The 19,088-nt window shown below is 59.6% G+C and carries 14 protein-coding genes; 11 read left to right on the top strand and 3 right to left on the bottom strand.

Annotation, left to right across the window (positions count from 1 at the left end; genetic code table 11):
- The first annotated feature begins 30 nt into the window (after positions 1–30).
- The 3 genes from CP49_RS08955 to CP49_RS08945 all read left to right on the top strand — a co-directional run bounded on the left by CP49_RS08955 (position 31) and on the right by CP49_RS08945 (position 3,966).
- Positions 31–768, top strand: a complete 738-nt coding sequence (locus CP49_RS08955; protein WP_057849908.1) for a hypothetical protein — start codon at positions 31–33, stop codon at positions 766–768.
- Positions 769–845: 77 nt separating this feature from the next.
- Complete coding sequence (locus CP49_RS08950; RefSeq protein ID WP_082645939.1) at positions 846–3,257, top strand: DUF3987 domain-containing protein; 2,412 nt, start codon at positions 846–848, stop codon at positions 3,255–3,257.
- A gap of 391 nt (positions 3,258–3,648) precedes the next feature.
- Positions 3,649–3,966: a hypothetical protein gene (locus CP49_RS08945; protein ID WP_057849906.1), complete on the top strand. Its 318-nt coding sequence runs from the start codon at positions 3,649–3,651 to the stop codon at positions 3,964–3,966.
- Positions 3,967–3,982: 16 nt separating this feature from the next.
- Here the strand turns inward: CP49_RS08945 and CP49_RS08940 are convergent, their stop codons facing one another.
- Together CP49_RS08940 and CP49_RS08935 are read right to left on the bottom strand one after the other, a co-directional pair.
- On the bottom strand, positions 3,983–4,654 hold the full coding sequence (locus CP49_RS08940; RefSeq protein ID WP_057849905.1) for a recombinase family protein: 672 nt from the start codon (positions 4,652–4,654) through the stop codon (positions 3,983–3,985).
- 492 nt (positions 4,655–5,146) lie between these two features.
- Positions 5,147–5,410 carry a hypothetical protein gene (locus CP49_RS08935; RefSeq protein ID WP_057849904.1) on the bottom strand — a complete coding sequence of 88 codons (264 nt, stop codon included), beginning with the start codon at positions 5,408–5,410 and terminating at the stop codon, positions 5,147–5,149.
- 133 nt (positions 5,411–5,543) lie between these two features.
- On the opposite strand from CP49_RS08935, the gene CP49_RS08930 reads away from it, so the two are divergent.
- On the top strand, positions 5,544–5,966 hold the full coding sequence (locus CP49_RS08930) for a hypothetical protein (protein WP_082645938.1): 423 nt from the start codon (positions 5,544–5,546) through the stop codon (positions 5,964–5,966).
- 31 nt (positions 5,967–5,997) lie between these two features.
- Here CP49_RS08930 and CP49_RS49180 read toward each other — a convergent pair whose 3' ends face one another.
- Complete coding sequence (locus CP49_RS49180; RefSeq protein WP_156438208.1) at positions 5,998–6,297, bottom strand: LuxR C-terminal-related transcriptional regulator; 300 nt, start codon at positions 6,295–6,297, stop codon at positions 5,998–6,000.
- A gap of 762 nt (positions 6,298–7,059) precedes the next feature.
- Between CP49_RS49180 and CP49_RS08920 the strand changes: the two genes are divergently transcribed.
- The 7 genes from CP49_RS08920 to glgX all read left to right on the top strand — a co-directional run bounded on the left by CP49_RS08920 (position 7,060) and on the right by glgX (position 19,078).
- Positions 7,060–9,468 (top strand): phosphoketolase family protein, encoded by a 2,409-nt coding sequence (locus tag CP49_RS08920; RefSeq protein ID WP_057849901.1) that lies wholly within the window; start codon positions 7,060–7,062, stop codon positions 9,466–9,468.
- Positions 9,469–9,489: 21 nt separating this feature from the next.
- Positions 9,490–10,068, top strand: coding sequence for a histidine phosphatase family protein (locus tag CP49_RS08915; protein ID WP_057849900.1), 579 nt, complete (start codon positions 9,490–9,492; stop codon positions 10,066–10,068).
- Between the two features lie 166 nt (positions 10,069–10,234).
- Complete coding sequence (locus CP49_RS08910) at positions 10,235–10,987, top strand: HAD family hydrolase (protein ID WP_057849899.1); 753 nt, start codon at positions 10,235–10,237, stop codon at positions 10,985–10,987.
- 32 nt (positions 10,988–11,019) lie between these two features.
- Complete coding sequence (locus CP49_RS08905) at positions 11,020–13,410, top strand: glycoside hydrolase family 65 protein (RefSeq protein ID WP_057849898.1); 2,391 nt, start codon at positions 11,020–11,022, stop codon at positions 13,408–13,410.
- A gap of 168 nt (positions 13,411–13,578) precedes the next feature.
- On the top strand, positions 13,579–14,316 hold the full coding sequence (locus CP49_RS08900) for an ROK family protein (protein WP_057849950.1): 738 nt from the start codon (positions 13,579–13,581) through the stop codon (positions 14,314–14,316).
- Positions 14,317–14,447: 131 nt separating this feature from the next.
- On the top strand, positions 14,448–16,970 hold the full coding sequence (locus tag CP49_RS08895; RefSeq protein WP_057849897.1) for a glycogen/starch/alpha-glucan phosphorylase: 2,523 nt from the start codon (positions 14,448–14,450) through the stop codon (positions 16,968–16,970).
- 14 nt (positions 16,971–16,984) lie between these two features.
- Positions 16,985–19,078 carry a glycogen debranching protein GlgX gene (gene glgX / locus CP49_RS08890; protein WP_197423056.1) on the top strand — a complete coding sequence of 698 codons (2,094 nt, stop codon included), beginning with the start codon at positions 16,985–16,987 and terminating at the stop codon, positions 19,076–19,078.
- Positions 19,079–19,088: the final 10 nt, after the last annotated feature.

The following is a 19,088-nucleotide window of genomic DNA, read 5'->3' as shown; positions in this document are numbered from 1 at the left end:
GCAAGCACAAGCGAAAACCGGAGAGCAAAAATGACTCAGGAAATTGTCAAAAAGACCAGCACCGCGATCGCGATTGCCGACGACTCCGATCCGTTTCAGGCTTTTGCCGACGCGGTGGCGCCCCAACACATCCTCGGCAAGCTGTTGAAATTCTCCAAGGGCGATTGGCTCGCGGGTGAAAGCAGCGAACCTGTCGACCATAACGCATCGTTCGTCGTCGGCATGCACGCAATGACGACGGGGTGGGTTCGCTGGCGCGAATTCAAGCCTGTCGAACACGCCATGGTCAGCATCGGCAGCCGTTTGCTGCCGCCGCGCCGCGATGATCTCGGCGACAACGACTCCTCGACCTGGGAGACCGACGATCGTGGCGACAAGCGGGATCCCTGGCAGTTTACGAGCTACGTGCCGATGATCGCCGACAATGACGGGGAGGTTTTTACGTTCGCCGCCTCGTCGAAGGGTGGATTCGGAGCGCTCGGTAAACTCTCGCGTACCTATGCCGCGCGCCGGCGCAGCGCGCCCGGTCAGTTGCCGGTCGTTACACTCGGAAGCGGCGGCTATGCGCATTCGCATCGCGAATACGGTTATGTGAAGACGCCGCTGTTTCTGGTGACGGGTTGGACGGCCGCATCGCGGTTCAACGAGACCATGGCGCTCGCCGGCTACGACTTCCCGCACGGCAATGAGTCGGCTCCGCCGGAGACCCCCACTGCCCCGACGGCTGCCGTCAAGCGGGACGACATGGACGACGATATCCCGTTTTAAGCAACAGCGACGGGCGGGAGGTTCTTTTCTCTCGCCCCTCGTCCCCTTTTTCTTGTCCCAGCGCGTCGAGACCCGCCATGGCGATGCATCAGGAAAACATCACCGCCGCGCTGGCGCTGGCATCCGCCGGCATCAAGATCTTTCCTGCCGGCGCCGACAAGCGTCCGCTGGTGAAGGGATGGCAGGAAGCGGCGACCTGCAATGTAGATCAGATCAACAGGTGGTGGGATGGCGCAGCCGCGCTGCCGGCGATCCCCTGTGGCCAGAACAACCTCGTCGTAATCGACTGTGACCGGCACGATGGCGGCGCAGACGGCGTCGCCGCTTTCAAGTCCCTCGTCGTCGCACGTGGTGGGCTGTCGCCTCAAGTGCCGCTGGTGAAGACCCCCAACGGCGGCCTGCACGTTTATTTCAGGCAGCCGAACGGCAAGGCGCTGGGCAACGGCCGCGGTTCACTGCCGCCCGGAATCGACGTGCGCGGCGCCGGCGGCTTTGTCGTCGGCCCTGGCGCCCGCCTGCCTGACGGTCGCGGGTGGACTGCGATGATCGGTCGCTCGTCGATCCATGACGCGCCGCCAATGCCGCAATGGCTTGTCACCATGCTGCGCCCGGCGCAGCGCGAGGAAGCCCGCGAGAAGAATAATGCCGATACCAGCCACGATCGTGGCCGCGCCTATGGAATGGCCGCCCTCGATCGGGTCGAAGCCGAGCTTGCTGCGGCGCCGACTGGCGAGCGCAATGAACGCCTCTTTAAAACCGCGTTCCGGCTCGCGACCATGGCGGCGCGCGGCTGGCTGATGGAAAGCGAAATTTTCGAGACGTTGCTTCGGGCCTGCGAAGGTAACGATTACCTGCGCGAACATGGCAACCGAGCGACAATGAAGACGATCGAGAGCGGCCTGCGTGACGGTCTCAACGTGCCGCACGACGATCTCGCTGACCGCGGCGACGGCGCAGCGCAATCGGGCAGCGGTAATGGCGCCGGCCACCGGGAACAACGGCATAAGAAAGTGGAGCGCACACAGCGCGTCACCGGCGAATGGGACGACCCGGATATGTCCATTCTGGACAGCCGCCGGGGCGAACTGCCGGACCTGCCAATTGAGGCATTTCCGCAGAGCGTGCATCGCTGGATGCTTAACGCGTCACGCGGCGCCGGCGTCACCGTCGGACACATCGCGCTGCCGCTGATCGGCATCGCCTCGGGTCTGATCGGTGTGGCGCGCCGGGTACAGGCCACCCGCTCGTGGCAGCAGCCGATGACATGCTGGACCTGTCTGGTCGGCGTCTCGGGGTCAGGCAAGACTCCGTCGCTCGACGTGGTCAAACGCGCGTTGTCGGTCGTGGAACGCAGCCGGCAGCAGGAAAACGCCGCGCGCCAATTGGCGCATGAGACACGCGTCGAGCGCGCCAAGGCGGCGCTCAAGAAATGGAAGGACGACGTGGCCGCCGCCGTCGATGCCGGGCAGCCGCCACCCGTCAAGCCAGCCGAGGCCCAGGACGTCCGCCCGTTCGTGGTGCCGCGGCTCTACGTCTCCGACTGCACGATCGAGCGGCTGGCGCCGCTGCTCGAGGCGAGGCCGCGCGGCGTGATCTATATCGCCGACGAGCTCGCCCGGTTGTTTATGAACCTCGAGCGCTACAGCGGCGGTTCGGATCGCGCGTTCTGGCTCGAGGCTTGGGACGGCAACAGCTTCACCGTGGAGCGTCTCGGTCGCCCGCCAGTCATATTGGCTCATCTGCTCGTGGGCGTCGTCGGCGGTTTCCAGCCGGACTTGCTGGCGCGCAGTTTTGCTGGCGACTCTGACGGCATCTATAGCCGTTTCCTCTATGCGTGGCCGCCCGAGGCGCCGTTCCGCGAGCCGAGCGATGATGCCGATGAGGTCGATCCTGAAATCATCAATGCCTTCGCCCGGCTGGCAAACCTGCAGGCCGGTGATGACGATGCCTTCGTGCCGCGCAGTGTTCCGTTAACGGCGGATGCCAGACGGGTATTTACGCAATTCGCGCAATTGGCGCACCAAGAAAGGCAGTCGCTCGAGGGGCGGGACCGCGAGTACTGGTGTAAGGGTACGGGGCATGTGCTGCGGCTTTCGGGCACGCTGTGCTTCCTCGAATGGGCTTGGACCGGCGGTGCCGAGCCGCAGGCGATCGAGGCGCGCCATATCGAGAGTGCGGTGATGTTTTGGAAGAGCTATCTGTGGCCGCATGGGCGGGCCGCGCTGCGCCTTGTGGGACTTTCCGACAAGCATGGCCATGCCCGCACGGTGCTGCGCTGGCTAAACGCCGGTAACAAGACAACGGTGTCACGCGAGGAGGTGCGTCGCGAGGCGCTAGCGCAGCGGCTTGACGCCGGCGAGACGCAGGCCCTGCTTGACATGCTGGTGCGCACCGGTTGGCTGCGCGAGGTACTTGTGAAGGTGTTCGGACCGGGACGGCCACCCCGACGGTGGGATGTAAACCCGCGTCTTTTCGAAGTCCCTCTCTAAAGCGGAAATTGCGGGAAATGCGAAAATTCAATCTGACCGGCATTTCCGCAGTTCCCGCAGTTACCGCTTTACGGTTGAGAGCATTTGCAAAACAGTGCCGGCCGTCAGAAAGAATGATGGGCAAGCGATCCAACTTCGAGAGCCGGGAGGCAGACTTCTACCGATGCCACAAGCAGCATCGGCGATCTCGTACCTTAGCGACATCCGCCGACTAAAGCATTGAACAGCGCATGGCGTTCCGTGATATTTTGCCACCTAATATTCTGCCACCTGATCTTCTGGTCATGAGTGCGGACAGCCCTTCAATTGTCAGTCGGGGATTGCAGTCGTAGTTCCACGAATGAATTAGGAGTAGGCTTATATCGATAGAGAAGTGGGTACGGAGGGCATTATGGGACGACCGATCGGCAGCGTGAACAAGGAAAAACCCTTCAATGACGCGCTTCGGATTGCGCTGCGGGGCGATCCACTGCGACTTCGCAGGATCGCGGACAAATTGGCGACATTGGCCGAGGAGGGCGATCTCGGAGCCATCCGGGAACTTGCAGACCGCCTGGACGGCAAGCCAGCCCAGGTCATCGACCGCCGCGGCGCACCTATTGACGAACTGACCGACGCCCAGCTTCACCTGATCGCATCGGGCGGGTTGTCAGTGCCGCAGAAAGCTAGCGTCTTGCTGATTCCGCCGCCTGCAAAGGTCAGGGACTGATTGCGCCGGCAGCACATCACGCCGGAGCGAGGTCAAGGCGATCTAACAGCCGGATCACCTGCGTGGCCTGCCACTTGCCACCGCGCGGTGCAGCAACCTTCCGGTCGTTCAGGACAGCCGAGATCCGGTTGGCGGAAAGCCCACGAAGCGGTTCAATAACGGCTCGAAGATTCGCAGCGCGTTCTTGCGCCTCTGCCTTCCGAAGTCTGCCGATGTCGGAGTTGCCCAGCTGCTGGCCACGGGCTTTGGCAGCCGCGAGCGCCTCCTTGGTCCGCTGTGCGATCCGGTTACGCTCCTTCTCGGCAACCGCAGCATGAATGTGCAGCATAAACGGATCTACGTCCGGACCGAGTTCGGTGACGATGAAGGGCACGCGCTGCACCATCAGGCCGCTGATGAAATGAACATCGCGGCTTAGTCGGTCCAGCTTGGCGATGATCACAGGCGCGGCACGTGCCTTGCTGCCCTTGCCGAGCTTCCGGGCAAACTTCATCGCCGCTGCCAGTTCAGGTCGTCGCTCCAATGCGTCTGCGCCCCTGCCGGTTTCTACCTCACGGTACTCAGCTTCAACCTTGTAGCCGTGATGCGTGCAGAACGCCTTGATGGCTGCTTGCTGGGCCTCGAGGCCAAGACCACTTCGCGCCTGCTTGGGGTTCGAGACGCGGATGTATGCAACAGCAGGGCCCATAGAATTTTTGTCCTTCCAAAAACCACACCGAATTTACACATGATCGCACGTTCATATGTAAATAGCAGCGCTTTGGAAAGCGGATAGTGCAATCCGCTTTGCTGCGGTTGGTCGCGCTGGTATCGAGACGTCGCGAGCAGGTCGATGGCAGTCGATGACAGTCGCGCGCTTGCTCGACCGGCTCGGACTCACGGATTGAATCTCGGTGGTTGTTTTCAATGGCGAGAAAAGATTCGTGAGGTGCATTGCCTCAGGGAAACGCGTCCGGGTACCTCGGCTCGACCCTACCGGAGGGGGAAAAATTTCCGAGAGAAGCATGCTTATTTTCGATAATCAGAATTCCTAAAGAGCCAGATCACGAGCGCCGGAGAACAGATGAAGCAGATCGCCGACGGAGTTGCTTCGGCTACGAAGAATGTGGCGGAGGGCAAAGTTAAGGTTGGGGGTTCAACCTAACGACGAGCCAACCCGGGGCTGCACGACCATGAGCAATTATTTCGGAACGCACTCCACATTGAAGGCAATAATGACCTGCGCTGGGTCGGCTTTACCTAGGCTCTTCAGGTCTTCCAAACCACTTCTTAGCTTGGCTCCTGCCTCCTTCAAGCTGCCCTCAAGTTTTGACTTGGCCGTGTTGCAGCGCTCTTCAGTCGAAAATTCTTGGAACACCACATTGGGAAGGAGCCGCCATTCCGCCCTGTCGTTTGTGGCTGCCGGACTGACTGAATAGGAGAAGACGTACATCAGTATCCACATCGGTTGCTCCTTCTGAAAGGGGGTGCCGAATGTGTCTCCACCTAAACGATGCGTTCCGTTGATCTACATCAACTGTCCGCTTGGAGAGTGCGGCAGCCTTCCGCGTCGGGGAATTCATAGGGAGGTAATTGTCATGCTTCGCTATCTTCTCGCTCCACTAGCCGCACTTGTTTTGCTGACTGCAAGCTTGATCCCCGATGATGCCTATGCTCGCCGTGGCGGGGGCGGCGGCTTCCGTGGTGGCGGCGGCGGCTTTCACGGGGGCGGCGGGTTCCGTGGCGGTGGCGCCATGCACGCGGGACGTTTCCACGGTGGCGGCTATCGTGGTGGGCTGCGTCCGTCACATCCCATCGCAGGCCGCCCGGGTCGTCCCGGATATGGATATGCCGGTCGTCCTGGTCGTCCGGTGGCCGGTTACCCGGGACGGTACTATCGCGGATATGGATACGGTGCGGCGGCGGTGGGAGCTGCAGCGGCTTATGGCGCCTACGGCGCTTACAACAACTGCTACGATGCGTACGGCAATTGGATCTGTTCCAATCAGTACCAATATTGACGCGCACCGAGCGCATCCGACGGCGGCTGGGTCAGCCCTTACCGCCGTCCCTTTCTCTGCCGCTTGTACGTCGTGCAGGCCACGCCGCAAATTGATCCGCGAATATCACGAGTTGGGCTTGTGACTGAATTTGAAGTTTCTCGATAAGTCTTTTGCGCTGGACCCCAATTCGCTGATGGGTGCCTCCGATTTCGCACGCGATCACTCTGTCCGACTTTCCAAGGGCAAAGCGCCTCAATAGCTGTTTTTCGCGCGGGCTCAATATCACGTCGCGCTCGTCCGCCAGCCGGGATGGCGAAGCGGCGTTGGTCTGAGAGTGCAGATGTTCCATGCCCATGGCCAGTTCAGTGCATCACATCGAAAGACCGAGAGACGATACATCGGACGGACGCTGGCGGGAAGACGCCGTGGGTTCTCAAAGCAGCTTGTTAATGCCGCCGAACGACTTTCGATTTCGCTCGCTTGCGTCACAAACAATCAGCGCGGCGACATCCGCAAGCAGTCCCTTGGAAAGATGGCGTAGCGGTCGCGGACCACCAAACATGCAGTTCATAAATCTGGAAGTGGTAGTTGGTGTTTTGCTCTTTGTTGGATTGATAGCGTTCTTGGCGCTAATCTACACGTCCATGCGTACTCTCTTTGCTCAAGCTGCGCATACAATCGCGTCTAGGGCACGCTGAGTGTCTTCGAGCCGGGTGGCCAGCTGCGGCCAGCTGCGCCATCTTCGCAGCTGCACATGCCGGTTAAGGGCTCGCATCGCCGACGGTGATCCAGATCAACCGCTCTAGTGACCGTTCTCCGGGCGCGTCTGGCAACCCTTGATCCAGATCAAAGTAGTCATTCGGTTGCGGGATGACCGTTTCGAGCGTCAAAGCCGTGCACGCGCAGAGCCGGCGGTCTCTGGTGCGCGGGAAGATAATGCGCTGCGAGAGGACTAGGTGAGAGGCGGCCCCGATGATGGTCCCAATCAATCGCCCAGAAGAGATCCTCGTCTATCGATTTTTCGCAGTGATCGTCGAGCTTGATTCCAGGGACGTCTGGCCTGTTCGTCCCACTACAACGTGCTGAGCGAGAGTGCGTGATCAGGGAGGCAATGATGGCAAGCACGCTTTCCAATAAAGAGCGAACATTAATCGATGCGTACTGGCGGGCGGCCAACTACCTGTCGGTCGGCCAGATCTATCTCTACGACAACCCGCTGCTCAAGCAATCGCTCACAAAGGATCACATCAAGCCGAGGCTTCTCGGCCACTGGGGAACGACGCCGGGCTTGAACTTCATCTACGTTCACCTCAACCGGGTGATCAAGAAGCACGACCTCGACATGATTTATATCACTGGCCCCGGTCACGGCGGTCCCGGTCTGGTCGCGAACGCCTACCTCGAGGGGACCTACAGCGAGGTCTATCCGAACATTTCTCCCGATGAAGGGGGCATGAAGCGCCTGTTCACCCAATTCTCCTTTCCAGGCGGTATCCCCAGCCACGTTGCACCGGAGACGCCCGGTTCAATTCATGAAGGGGGAGAACTTGGCTACGCGCTTTCGCACGCCTACGGAGCGGTTTTCGATAGCCCGGACTTGATCGCTGCGTGTGTCGTCGGCGACGGCGAAGCCGAGACTGGACCGTTGGCAACGAGCTGGCATTCCAACAAGTTTCTGAACCCGGCGACTGACGGGGTGGTTTTGCCGATACTACACTTGAACGGCTACAAGATTGCCAATCCCTGCGTTCTTGCTCGTATCAGCCACGAGGAGCTGGATCACTTATTCCGCGGTTACGGCTACGCGCCGTATTTCGTCGAGGGAGATGATCCGGAAAAAATGCACGAGCTGATGGCCGCGACCATGGATAAGGTCGTCGGGGAAATTCAGCGCATCAAATCGGCTGCGGGTCGAGAGGGTTTCAAGGAGCGCCCCCGCTGGCCGATGATCGTGCTCCGCACACCCAAGGGCTGGACTTGCCCGAAGGAGATCGACGGCAAGCGCACCGAGGACTACTGGCGCTCGCACCAGGTGCCGATGGGCGAGATGCACGCGAACACGGCCCATGTGCGCCTCCTCGAAGAGTGGATGAAGAGCTATCGACCTGCAGAGCTGTTCGATGACATCGGCCGGCTCCGCCCTGAGTTGGCCGACCTAGCCCCTCGAGGCGCCCGGCGCATGAGCGCCAATCCGCACACCAATGGCGGGTTGCTGCTGCGCGAACTGCGGCTGCCGAATTTCCGCGATTACGCTGTCGACGTGACCGCACCCGGCGCCGTAACCGCGGAATCTACGCGAGTCATGGGCCGCTTCCTGCGCGATGTAATGAAGCAAAATATGGAGGCACGAAATTTTCGGCTCTTCAGTCCGGACGAGAACAACTCGAACCGCTGGCAGGATGCACTCGAGGTCACCAATCGTGCCTGGGCCGCGGATACCTATCCCTGGGATGATCATCTGGCGCCCGACGGTAGGGTCATGGAGATGCTCAGCGAGCACCAATGCCAGGGCTGGCTCGAGGGCTATCTCCTGACCGGCCGGCACGGCTTTTTCTCTTGCTATGAGGCGTTCATCCACATCATCGACTCGATGTTCAATCAGCACGCCAAGTGGCTGAAGATTTGCAATCACATTCCATGGCGACGGCCTATTGGCTCGTTGAACTACCTATTGTCGAGCCATGTCTGGCGCCAGGACCACAACGGCTTTAGCCATCAAGATCCGGGGTTCATCGACCACGTCATCAACAAGAAAGCCGAGGTCATTCGGGTCTATCTGCCGCCTGACGGCAATTGCTTGCTTTCGGTCACCGACCATTGCCTGCGCAGCCGAAACTACGTCAACGTCGTCGTCGCGGGGAAGCAGCCTGCTCCTCAGTGGTTGACGATGGATGAGGCTGTCAAGCACTGCGAAGCCGGATTGGGTATTTGGGAGTGGGCCAGCAACGACCACGGCAGCGAGCCCGATGTCGTGATGGCCTGCTGTGGGGACGTGCCAACGCTGGAGACGCTCGCCGCTGTCGACCTCCTTCGACGGCACGCGCCCGATCTAAAGGTCCGCGTCATCAATGTCGTTAACCTGATGAAGCTGCAGCCCCCGAGCGAGCATCCGCACGGCCTGTCCGATCACGATTTCGACGCGCTGTTCACGACCGACAAGCCGATCATCTTTGCTTTCCATGGCTACCCGTGGCTGATTCACAGACTGACCTACCGGCGCACGGGCCACGACAACGTGCATGTGCGTGGTTACAAAGAAGAGGGCACCACCACGACACCGTTCGACATGTGCGTGCTCAATGATCTTGATCGCTTCCACCTCGTAAGCGACGTGATCGATCGCGTGCCGAGGCTTGGATCGCGGGCTGCCTATGCCAAGCAGGCCATCCGCGACAAGCTCATTGACCACAAGGCGTTCATCGCCCGGTATGGGGACGATATGCCGGAGATCACCGGCTGGAGATGGGGGCAGGAGGCGGCTTCTGCGGCCGTTCGCTCGACCGAGGCCGACAACATCTAAACCTGCTGACGGAGCCCAAACGTGAGCGTGTTCGCGATTAGACATGGGGAGACCGCGTGGAGCCTCAATGGCCAGCACACCGGTACGACGGACATTCCGTTGACTGGCAACGGTCGCCGGCTTGCGGCACGGATGCGACCGGTGCTCGCCGCCAACCCATTTGGCCTTGTTCTCTGCAGCCCGATGCGGCGGGCGCGAGAGACCTGCGAGTTGGCAGGCTTGGGCGAGAGAGCGATTATTGACCCCGACCTGGTCGAATGGAACTACGGCAAGTACGAGGGACTGACGCCCAAGCAGATCGATGAGGTGGCGCCGGGCTGGCTGATTTTCCGGGATGGGTGCCCTGGTGGCGAGGCGCCGGAACAAGTTGCTGCGCGTGTGGACCGGGTGATAGCCCGCTCGCGCGCGGTTGCCGGCGACACCGCGCTGTTCGCGCATGGACACCTGTTGCGCGCATTTGCGGCGCGCTGGATCGGATTGCCAGCGAGTGGCGGTCAGCACTTTCTGCTGAATACGGGCACCCTGTGCGTGCTCGGCTACTACCACGAAATACCGGCTGTGCAGGTTTGGAACAGGCCGCTCCTCGACGAGGCTGCGTGATAATCGGGCGATCAGAAAGCCGGAACACTATTGACCGGGAGCTCGAACAGTATGGCTGCGATCCGATTCTGTGGCAGCAACCTCGGTGAGTTGCTGGAGGGCACCCGAGCGGTTCAGGCGGGGTGCAACTGAGGAAGGATGTTCTTTGGTAAACCGGAGAGCGACCATGCGGCAGAATAGCAGGCGCGTCAGCCGCGACCAGTACGACGCCGTCCTATTTGATCTCGACGGTGTGGTAACGGACACCGCCGGCCTCCACGCGAAGTGCTGGAAACAGATGTTCGACGAATATCTTCAGAAGCGTGCGAGGCAAAGAAGGGAAGCGTTTCGGCCCTTCGATCTCGCCACGGACTATCGGTTGTACGTGGACGGCAAGCCTCGTTTCGACGGCGTTCGAGACTTTCTGAGCTCACGCGGAATCCAACTCCACGAAGGAAACCCTGACGACCCTGCGGAGGTAGAGACAGTGTGCGGACTCGGCAACCGCAAGAACAACCTGATCAACCAGATTATAGCGGATGTGGGCGTAGAGCCCTACGAGGGAACCGTGCAATTCATCCATCAGCTTCGCCGCAATGAGTTTAAAACTGCCGTTGTCACCTCAAGTCAAAATTGCACGGCAGTGCTCAAGGCCGCCAAGCTCGACGGCTTCTTCGAGGTGCGGGTCGATGGCAACACAATCGATTCGCAAGGTCTTGCCGGGAAGCCCGCCCCGGATACGTTTTTGATTGCGGCAAAGCTGCTGGGGGTTGAACCGATACGGGCCGTTGTCATCGAGGATGCCATCTCAGGAGTCCAGGCCGGCGTCAGTGGAAACTTCGGACTCGTGATCGGTGTCGCGCGCAAGGGGAATGCGGACGAACTGAAACAACATGGCGCTCATTTGGTAGTCGACGATTTGGCCGAACTGCTGGACTGACCACCTCACGCTGCCTTGGGAGAAACAGCCCGATGCTGCATCATGAACGTCTCAGACCGCCGTCCCATGATTATCCGGCCGACGAATGGAACGTCGTCGAAAATGCGTTTCACCCCGAATTCCTGGCTCAGCTCGAGACTATGCTGGCGCTCGGCAACGGTTACCTCGGCATGCGCGGCTGCCCGGAGGAGGGCGGCCCCAAGGCCGAAAACGGCACCTTCATTAACGGGTTCTATGAAACGCGGCCGATCATCTATGGAGAAGAAGCTTACGGTTTCGCAAAAACCGGTCAGACGATCTGCAATGTGACCGATAGCAAGATCATCAAACTTTTCGTCGATGACGAGCCTTTCTGGCTGCCCGATGCGCACCTTTTGAATTACGACCGGCGGCTCAACATGAAGGCCGGAACACTGGACCGGGAGATCCTCTGGGAGACTCCATCTGGCAAACAGGTGTCGATTAGATCTCGACGTTTGGTCTCCTTCGTCAATAGGCACGTGGCCGCCATTTCCTATTGTGTGACAATCCTCAATGCGCAAGCTTCTGTCGTGATCTCTTCGGAGATGACGGCGAATGAACACGGCACCGGCGGTAACGAGGACGATCCACGACTGGCGAGAGCCTTTCCGGGCCGCGTGCTACATCAGCGAGCCAGCTATTCCAAGGACCGTCGAATCGTGCTGTGCCATGCGACTGAAAAGAGTCGCTTCACGCTCGCATGTGCGACTGACAATGCGTTAGAGAGCTCGTGCCCGTACTCTTACAAGGTTGCCCACACTGGTGACTTCGGCCAAGTCGCCTTCACAATCGAAGCGCAGCCGGGCTGCCCCATCCAACTTACCAAATACATGGTCTATCACACCTCGCAGACGGCCTCCTCCGAACAGCTCTGCGGCCGTGCTGAGTGGACAATGGATCGCGTGATGAGTCAGGGATTCCAGACGCTGCTCGCCTCCCAAGAGCACTACATGGACGATTTCTGGCATCGAAGCGATGTTCGGATCAGGGATATCAGGGAAGACCGAACAAAGCGCAGCACCATCGAGGTCCAACAAGCGATTCGTTTCAATCTTTTCCACATCCTGCAAGCCTCGGCACGCGCCGAAGACACCGGTGTTGCGGCGAAGGGCCTTACCGGGCAGGCCTATGAAGGGCACTACTTCTGGGACACAGAAATATACCTGCTGCCGTTTCTGACCTATACATCTCCCCGCATCGCAAGGAACCTCCTGGCGTTCCGGTACAAGATGCTGCCTCAGGCGCGAGCACGCGCCAAGGAATTAGGTCATCGAGGAGCCATGTTTCCGTGGCGCACCATCAGCGGCGAAGAAGCGTCGGCATATTACGCCGCCGGTACGGCACAATATCACATCAACGCAGACATCATGTACGCGCTGCGCAAGTATGTGCAGGCAACGGGCGACGAATCGTTCCTGCGGGACTACGGCGCCGAGATGCTCGTCGAAACCGCACGCCTGTGGGCGGACCTAGGATTCTACTCGGACGCAAAAGGGGGGAAGTTCTGCATCAATGGCGTCACTGGGCCCGACGAATACAATGCGGTCGTAAACAACAACGCATACACGAACTTGATGGCCCGCGAAAACCTGCGCTACGCAGCTCAGGTTGTCGAATTCTTGCGGAAAACAGAACCGGACGCATACAACTCGCTTGTGCACAAAACGGCGCTCGAGCCCTCCGAGGCGACAGCATGGACTCGCGCGGCGGAAAACATGTATGTCCCATATGACGAGAAGCTGGAGATTATCCCGCAGGACGACAGCTTTCTGAACAGAGAGCCTTGGGATTTCCAGAACACGCCGCGCGACCGTTATCCGCTCCTCCTATTTTATCATCCGCTGAATATTTACCGGAAGCGAGTGATCAAACAGGCGGACGTGGTCTTGGCCATGTTCCTGCTGGGCGATGCTATCCCGCCAAAAATGAAGAAGCGCAACTTTGATTTCTACGATCCACTGACGACAGGCGACTCATCCTTGTCGTCGTGCGTCGAGGCGATCATCGCCGCACAAACGGGCGATATGGATAAAGCAATTCGGTACGGAATGGCGGCACTCCTAATGGACCTGGCCGACGTGGGCGGCAATGTGAAAGACGGCTGCCATATTGCCTCGATGGGCGGCACCTGGATGATGCTCACCTATGGTTTCGGAGGTATGCGGGACTCTGACGGAATGTTGTCGTTCTGGCCACGTCGTGCGCCCGAGGAGAATGCCATCCTTCGATTTCCCTTGATCTACCGCGGCCAGATGCTGGAAATCGAAATCGGCCTGGACAAGGTGGAGTACGTGCTGCGTGAAGGTGAACGCCTTGTAGTCCGCCATGAAATGGAAGAAGTCGAGTTGACCAGGGAAAATCCGCTCGCCGTCCGGCCCGTTAGTAGGGGGCTGACGATCTGAATAGCCAATCAGGGAAACGCAGGAGGCACTTATTGGAGCGAACTCGAACGGTGACCAGACAGCGAACATGAATTTGGCGGAGAGGCCATGAGCATCAAGTCGTCGCTCGCCGGCAAACGCAAGCGTGCGGCAATGCGGCGAGATCAACAGGATGCAGTGAGGTCTTCCATGAAGGCCCTGACTGCACATCAGCCCAGGGTCAAGCGCGTGCTGGTCATCGACGTGGGTGGCACTTCGGTAAAGATCCTTGCTTCCGGGCAAACAGAAAGTCGATCGTTTCGATCCGGACCCAAGCTCACTTCGAGGCAAATGGTGTCAAAGGTGAAAAAGCTTGCTGCAGACTGGACATATGACGTGATCTCGATCGGCTACCCCGGCCCAGTCTTGGGAGGCCGGCCGGCTGCGGAACCTGCGAACCTGGGGCGCGGTTGGCTCGCGTTTGATTTCGCGCAGGCGTTCGGTCTTCCCGCGAAAGTGCTGAACGACGCCGCGCTGCAGGCCTTGGGAAGCTACAATGGTGGCAAGATGCTGTTTCTAGGCCTCGGAACAGGACTCGGCACCGCCTTGGTCATCAACGGCGTGGTAAAGCCGATGGAACTCGGTCATTTGCCGTACATGAAGGGCACCTACGAGGATTACGTCGGACGGGCCGGTCTGGAGCGCGACGGCAAGAAGATGTGGCGTCGTCGTGTGGCCGACGTCGTCGAACGACTCAGGGCGGCCCTGCAGCCGGATGACACGGTGATCGGTGGAGGTAACGTCAAGAAGCTAAACGCACTACCTCAGCGGTGTCGTGCAGGCGAAAATGCCAACGCTTTTCTCGGCGGATTTCGCTTGTGGGCGAGCACCGATGTTCTCCCGTCGAACCCACAACGCGGAGGGGCTCGCTCCAGGCGAAAAAGCTGACAACTAAAAAGGATGACTCAGATTGCTGGATCGGGGAGCTTCGTCGACGGAGTCGATGTGCTCCAGGATGGCTAGAAATGATCCGGTCCCGGGCCGGGGATGCCGGTTGGGCCAAGCACGGAGGCGGAAACATGGGATTTGCAATCGCGAGTGATTCCGGAGCCAGCGCACCCAGCCCGATTGCTCTCACGAACGTTCGCACCGGCCTCGGAGCGGATGCAATCGCCACAGCCCTGATCGAGAATCTGTACTGTCTTCTTGGAAAATTGCCACAGCACGCAACGCGGAACGATTGGTACATGTGCCTCGCCTACACTGTTCGCGATCGCATGATGGAGCGCTATGTAGCAACGTTAGCATCTATTACCGAAACGAACACAGCGGCCAAGGCCGTTGCATATCTCTCGGCGGAGTTCCTGACCGGACCGCACCTTGGAAACAGCCTCGTCAATCTCGGGATCTGGCAAGCAGTCGAGGAAGCGCTGTCGCGAGTGGGGCAAGATGATCTATCGAGCCTTCTGGACCAGGAGGAGGAGCCCGGGTTAGGCAATGGCGGTCTTGGCCGGTTGGCCGCGTGTTACATGGACTCGCTTGCGACACTCAACGTTCCTGCGATCGGCTATGGCATCCGTTATGAGTTCGGGATCTTCGACCAAGCGATCCGTGACGGCTGGCAGGTTGAGTTGACCGACAAGTGGCTGCGCTTCGGCAACCCCTGGGAGATCGTCCGTTCCGAGATCACATTCGATGTGAAGCTCGGCGGGCGCACCGAGCCCTATTACGACGAGGCCGGCCGCTATCGCATGCGCTGGCTTTCGGAGAAGGTGGTCAAGGGCGTCGCCTACGACACGCCGGTCCCGGGCTACCGTGTGCCCACCACAAATCTGCTGCGCTTGTGGAAGGCCGAAGCTGCCGAATCTTTTGATTTCGAAGCGTTCAACGTCGGCGACTATTACCGTGCGGTGGACGAGAAGATCGCATCGGAAACCATCTCGAAGGTTCTCTATCCGAATGACGAACCTGAAGCAGGGAAGCAACTGCGGCTGGCACAGCAGTACTTCTTCGTGTCCTGCTCGCTCCAGGACATGATCCGGTTGCTCATAATGCGCGGCAAGCCGCTCGACGAGTTCCATTCATATTGGGCCGCGCAGTTGAATGACACACATCCCTCCATTGCCGTCGCCGAGTTGATGCGGCTCCTCGTGGACGAGCACGCGATGGAGTGGGATCAGGCTTGGGCTATCACCCAGCAGACCTGCGGCTACACGAATCACACGCTTCTTGCCGAGGCGCTTGAACGTTGGCCGCTACCATTGTTTGCTCGACTGCTGCCGCGCCATTTGGAAATCATTTACGAGATCAATCGTCGCTTCCTGAACGATATCCGGCTGCGCTATCCGGGTGACGATCAGCTCCTTCAGCGGCTTTCGCTGATTGATGAAGCGGGAGGCAAACATATGCGCATGGCGCACCTTGCCAGCGTGGGCAGCCACGCGATCAATGGAGTCGCGGCCCTGCATACCGAGCTTCTGAAGCAGACGTTACTCAGCGACTTCCACCGAGTGGCGCCGGAAAAATTTTTCAATGTGACCAATGGAGTGACACCACGCCGCTGGATCGCGCTGAGCAACCCGAACTTGAGCGCCCTGATAACCCGGAAAATCGGTGACCGATGGTTAGCGGATTTGGAACACGAGCTTGAACATCTCGAGCCGTTGGCAATCGACGGCGACTTCCAGAAAGAGTGGCAGGCCATCAAGGCCGATAACAAACGTGTTCTGGCCGGTCTCATCAAGGAGCGAACCGGCATCATCATCGAGCCGCACTCGCTCTTCGACATCCAGGTAAAGCGGCTGCATGAGTACAAGCGCCAGCACCTGAACGTTTTGTACCTTGTCACTCTTTTTAACAAACTCAGGCGCGTCTCCAGCGCCGCGGAAATACCCCGAACGGTCATCTTCGGCGGCAAGGCCGCTCCCGGATACCGCATGGCCAAGCTCATCATCAAGCTGATCAACTCCGTCGCCGCAGCCATCAATCAGGACCCGGTCGTCTCTCAGGTTCTCAAGGTGGTATTCTTGCCGGACTTCAACGTCAAAACCAGTCACCACGTGTACCCCGCTGCGGATCTGTCGGAACAGATCTCCACGGCAGGCAAGGAGGCGTCAGGCACAGGCAACATGAAATTTGCCATGAACGGCGCATTAACAATTGGCACCCTGGACGGCGCCAACGTCGAGATCCGCGACGCAGTGGGTCACGAGAATTTCTTCTTGTTCGGCCTGACGGCTGCGGAGGTCGAACGATTGAAGGCTGAGGCCTACACGCCGCGCAGCATCTACGACTCAAATGCGGAGCTGCGCGAGGCGATCGATCTCATCAGTTCCGGGTTCTTCTCGAACGGTGATCGCGGACTCTTCCAATCCCTCGTCGAATCGTTGATCACCCGCGACGACTACATGCTCCTGGCAGACTATCAGGCCTACGTGGAATGCCAACAGCGCGTCAGTCAAGCGTACTCCGATCAGAACGCCTGGACGCGCATGTCCATTCTCAACTGCGCGCGAGTCGGCCGTTTCTCGTCCGACCGCTCGATCCGGGAATACTGCCGCGACATCTGGAACGTTAGGCCGATCGTTCCTGACGAAAGATGAGGATGACGCGGACGATGACCACCCGTGATGTCACATCGGGTGCGAGCGCTCCTCTCGGCGCGACGGTCCTCCCGGGCGGCGTCAATTTCAGCGTGTTCTCGAAGCATGCAGTCTTGCTTGAGCTGCTTCTGTTCGATGACGAGAATGCCTCCCAGCCGGCGAGGATCGTACCTCTCGACGCCAATAAACATCGTACGCATCACTACTGGCATGTCTTTGTGCCGGACCTTCAGCCGGGCCAGGTGTACGCCTACCGGGCGCACGGCGCCTTCGACCCGGACCACGGATCTTGGTTTGACGCCGAGAAGGTGCTCCTGGACCCTTATGGGCTTGCCGTAGTCGTCCCCGAGACATACGACCGCCAAGCTGCGGCGCGGCCTGGCGACAATATCGCTGTGGCGATGAAGAGCGTCGTAGCCGATCCCAATCGATACGATTGGCAGGACGATCTGCCGCTCAAGCGGGCCTTTGCCGAGACTGTGATTTACGAACTGCATGTGCGCGGCTTTACTCGCCATCCCAGCGCGGGCGTCGCGGTCGAGAAGCGCGGTACATACGCTGGACTGATCGAAAAGGTGCCGTACCTCAAAAATCTGGGCGTCACAGCCGTGGAGCTGCTGCCCGTATTCCAATTCGACGCGCAGGACTGCCCGCCAGGCAAGACGAACTACTGGGGCTATGCGCCTGTCTCGTTCTTCGCGCCACATCAGGCGTACGGCACACAGAAGAGCTCGCTGGCTGTGCTCGACGAATTTCGGGACATGGTCAAGGCGCTCCACCGCGCGGGACTCGAGGTGATCCTGGATGTTGTATTCAATCACACAGCAGAAGGCGGGCGGACTGGGCCGACGTTGTCCTATCGCGGTCTGGCGAACGACGTCTATTACATCCTCGACAGCGACAAATCCCGTTACGCCGATTACACCGGCTGTGGCAACACGCTCAATGCGAACCAGCCGATCGTGCGCCGCCTGATCCAGGACAGCCTGCGTTACTGGGTGTCTCAGATGCATGTAGACGGATTCCGTTTCGATCTCGCGTCGATCCTGTCGCGCGACGAGGAGGGGCGCCCGCTACCAAACCCGCCCGTTCTCTGGGACATCGAATCGGACCCGTTACTGGCCGGCACCAAGCTGATTGCAGAGGCGTGGGATGCCGCAGGGCTCTATCAGGTAGGAAGCTTCATCGGCGACAGATGGCAGGAATGGAACGGCCGGTTCCGCGACGACGTGCGAAGTTTCCTGAGGGGCGACAACGGCTCGGTGTCGGGCGTGGCCACGCGGATCCTGGGCAGCCCCGACATTTACGGCCACGAGGAGCGCGAAGCCGAGCAAAGCATCAATTTCGTGACCTGCCATGACGGCTTTACCCTCAACGACCTGGTCTCGTACAACCACAAGCACAACGAGGCCAATGGCGAGAACAACCGCGATGGTTCTGACAACAATTTGAGCTGGAACTGCGGCGCGGAGGGACCGGCCAACGATCCGTTGGTCGAGGCGGTGCGCAATCGTCAGGTCAAGAATTTCTTCGTACTGGAGCTGTTGGCGGCGGGGACGCCGATGCTGCTCATGGGTGACGAGGTGCGCCGAACCCAGAGAGGCAACAATAACGCCTATTGCCAAGACTCTGATATCAGCTGGTTCGACTGGAGTCTGCTGGAGCGGCATGGCGACATCCACCGTTTCGTCAAAGCGCTGAACAGATTTCGCCAACGCCGTGATGTCGTGGTGGAAGGGGCTGCCCTCAGCCTCAATCAACTCCTTCGCCGGGCGCGCATCGAGTGGCATGGGGCTGCGCTCAAACGCCCGGATTGGAGCGACTACTCACATTCTCTTGCCTTCACGCTGCGAAGCTTGCGCGCCCGCTTTCTGTTCCACGGAATGCTGAACGCTTATTGGGAACCGCTGCCGTTCGAGTTACCGTCAGTGCCGGCCGAGCATCAGCAGGGGTGGCGGCGCTGTATCGACACCTCGCTCGATTCACCCGATGACATCTCCCCCTGGGAGGGCGCACCTGTCATAAGGCAGGCGACGTATCTGGTGCAGCCGCGGTCCATGGTTCTTCTCGCGCTGTCGCTCGAAAGAAGTGTTCCACAACCGGTCTGATTTCAATGAG

Origin of the sequence: Bradyrhizobium valentinum, assembly GCF_001440405.1 — a bacterium.
Taxonomy (GTDB): Bacteria; Pseudomonadota; Alphaproteobacteria; order Rhizobiales; family Xanthobacteraceae; genus Bradyrhizobium; species Bradyrhizobium valentinum.
The sequence above is the reverse complement of the archived record's forward strand: the minus strand, read 5'-3'. Positions and strand labels throughout refer to the sequence as shown.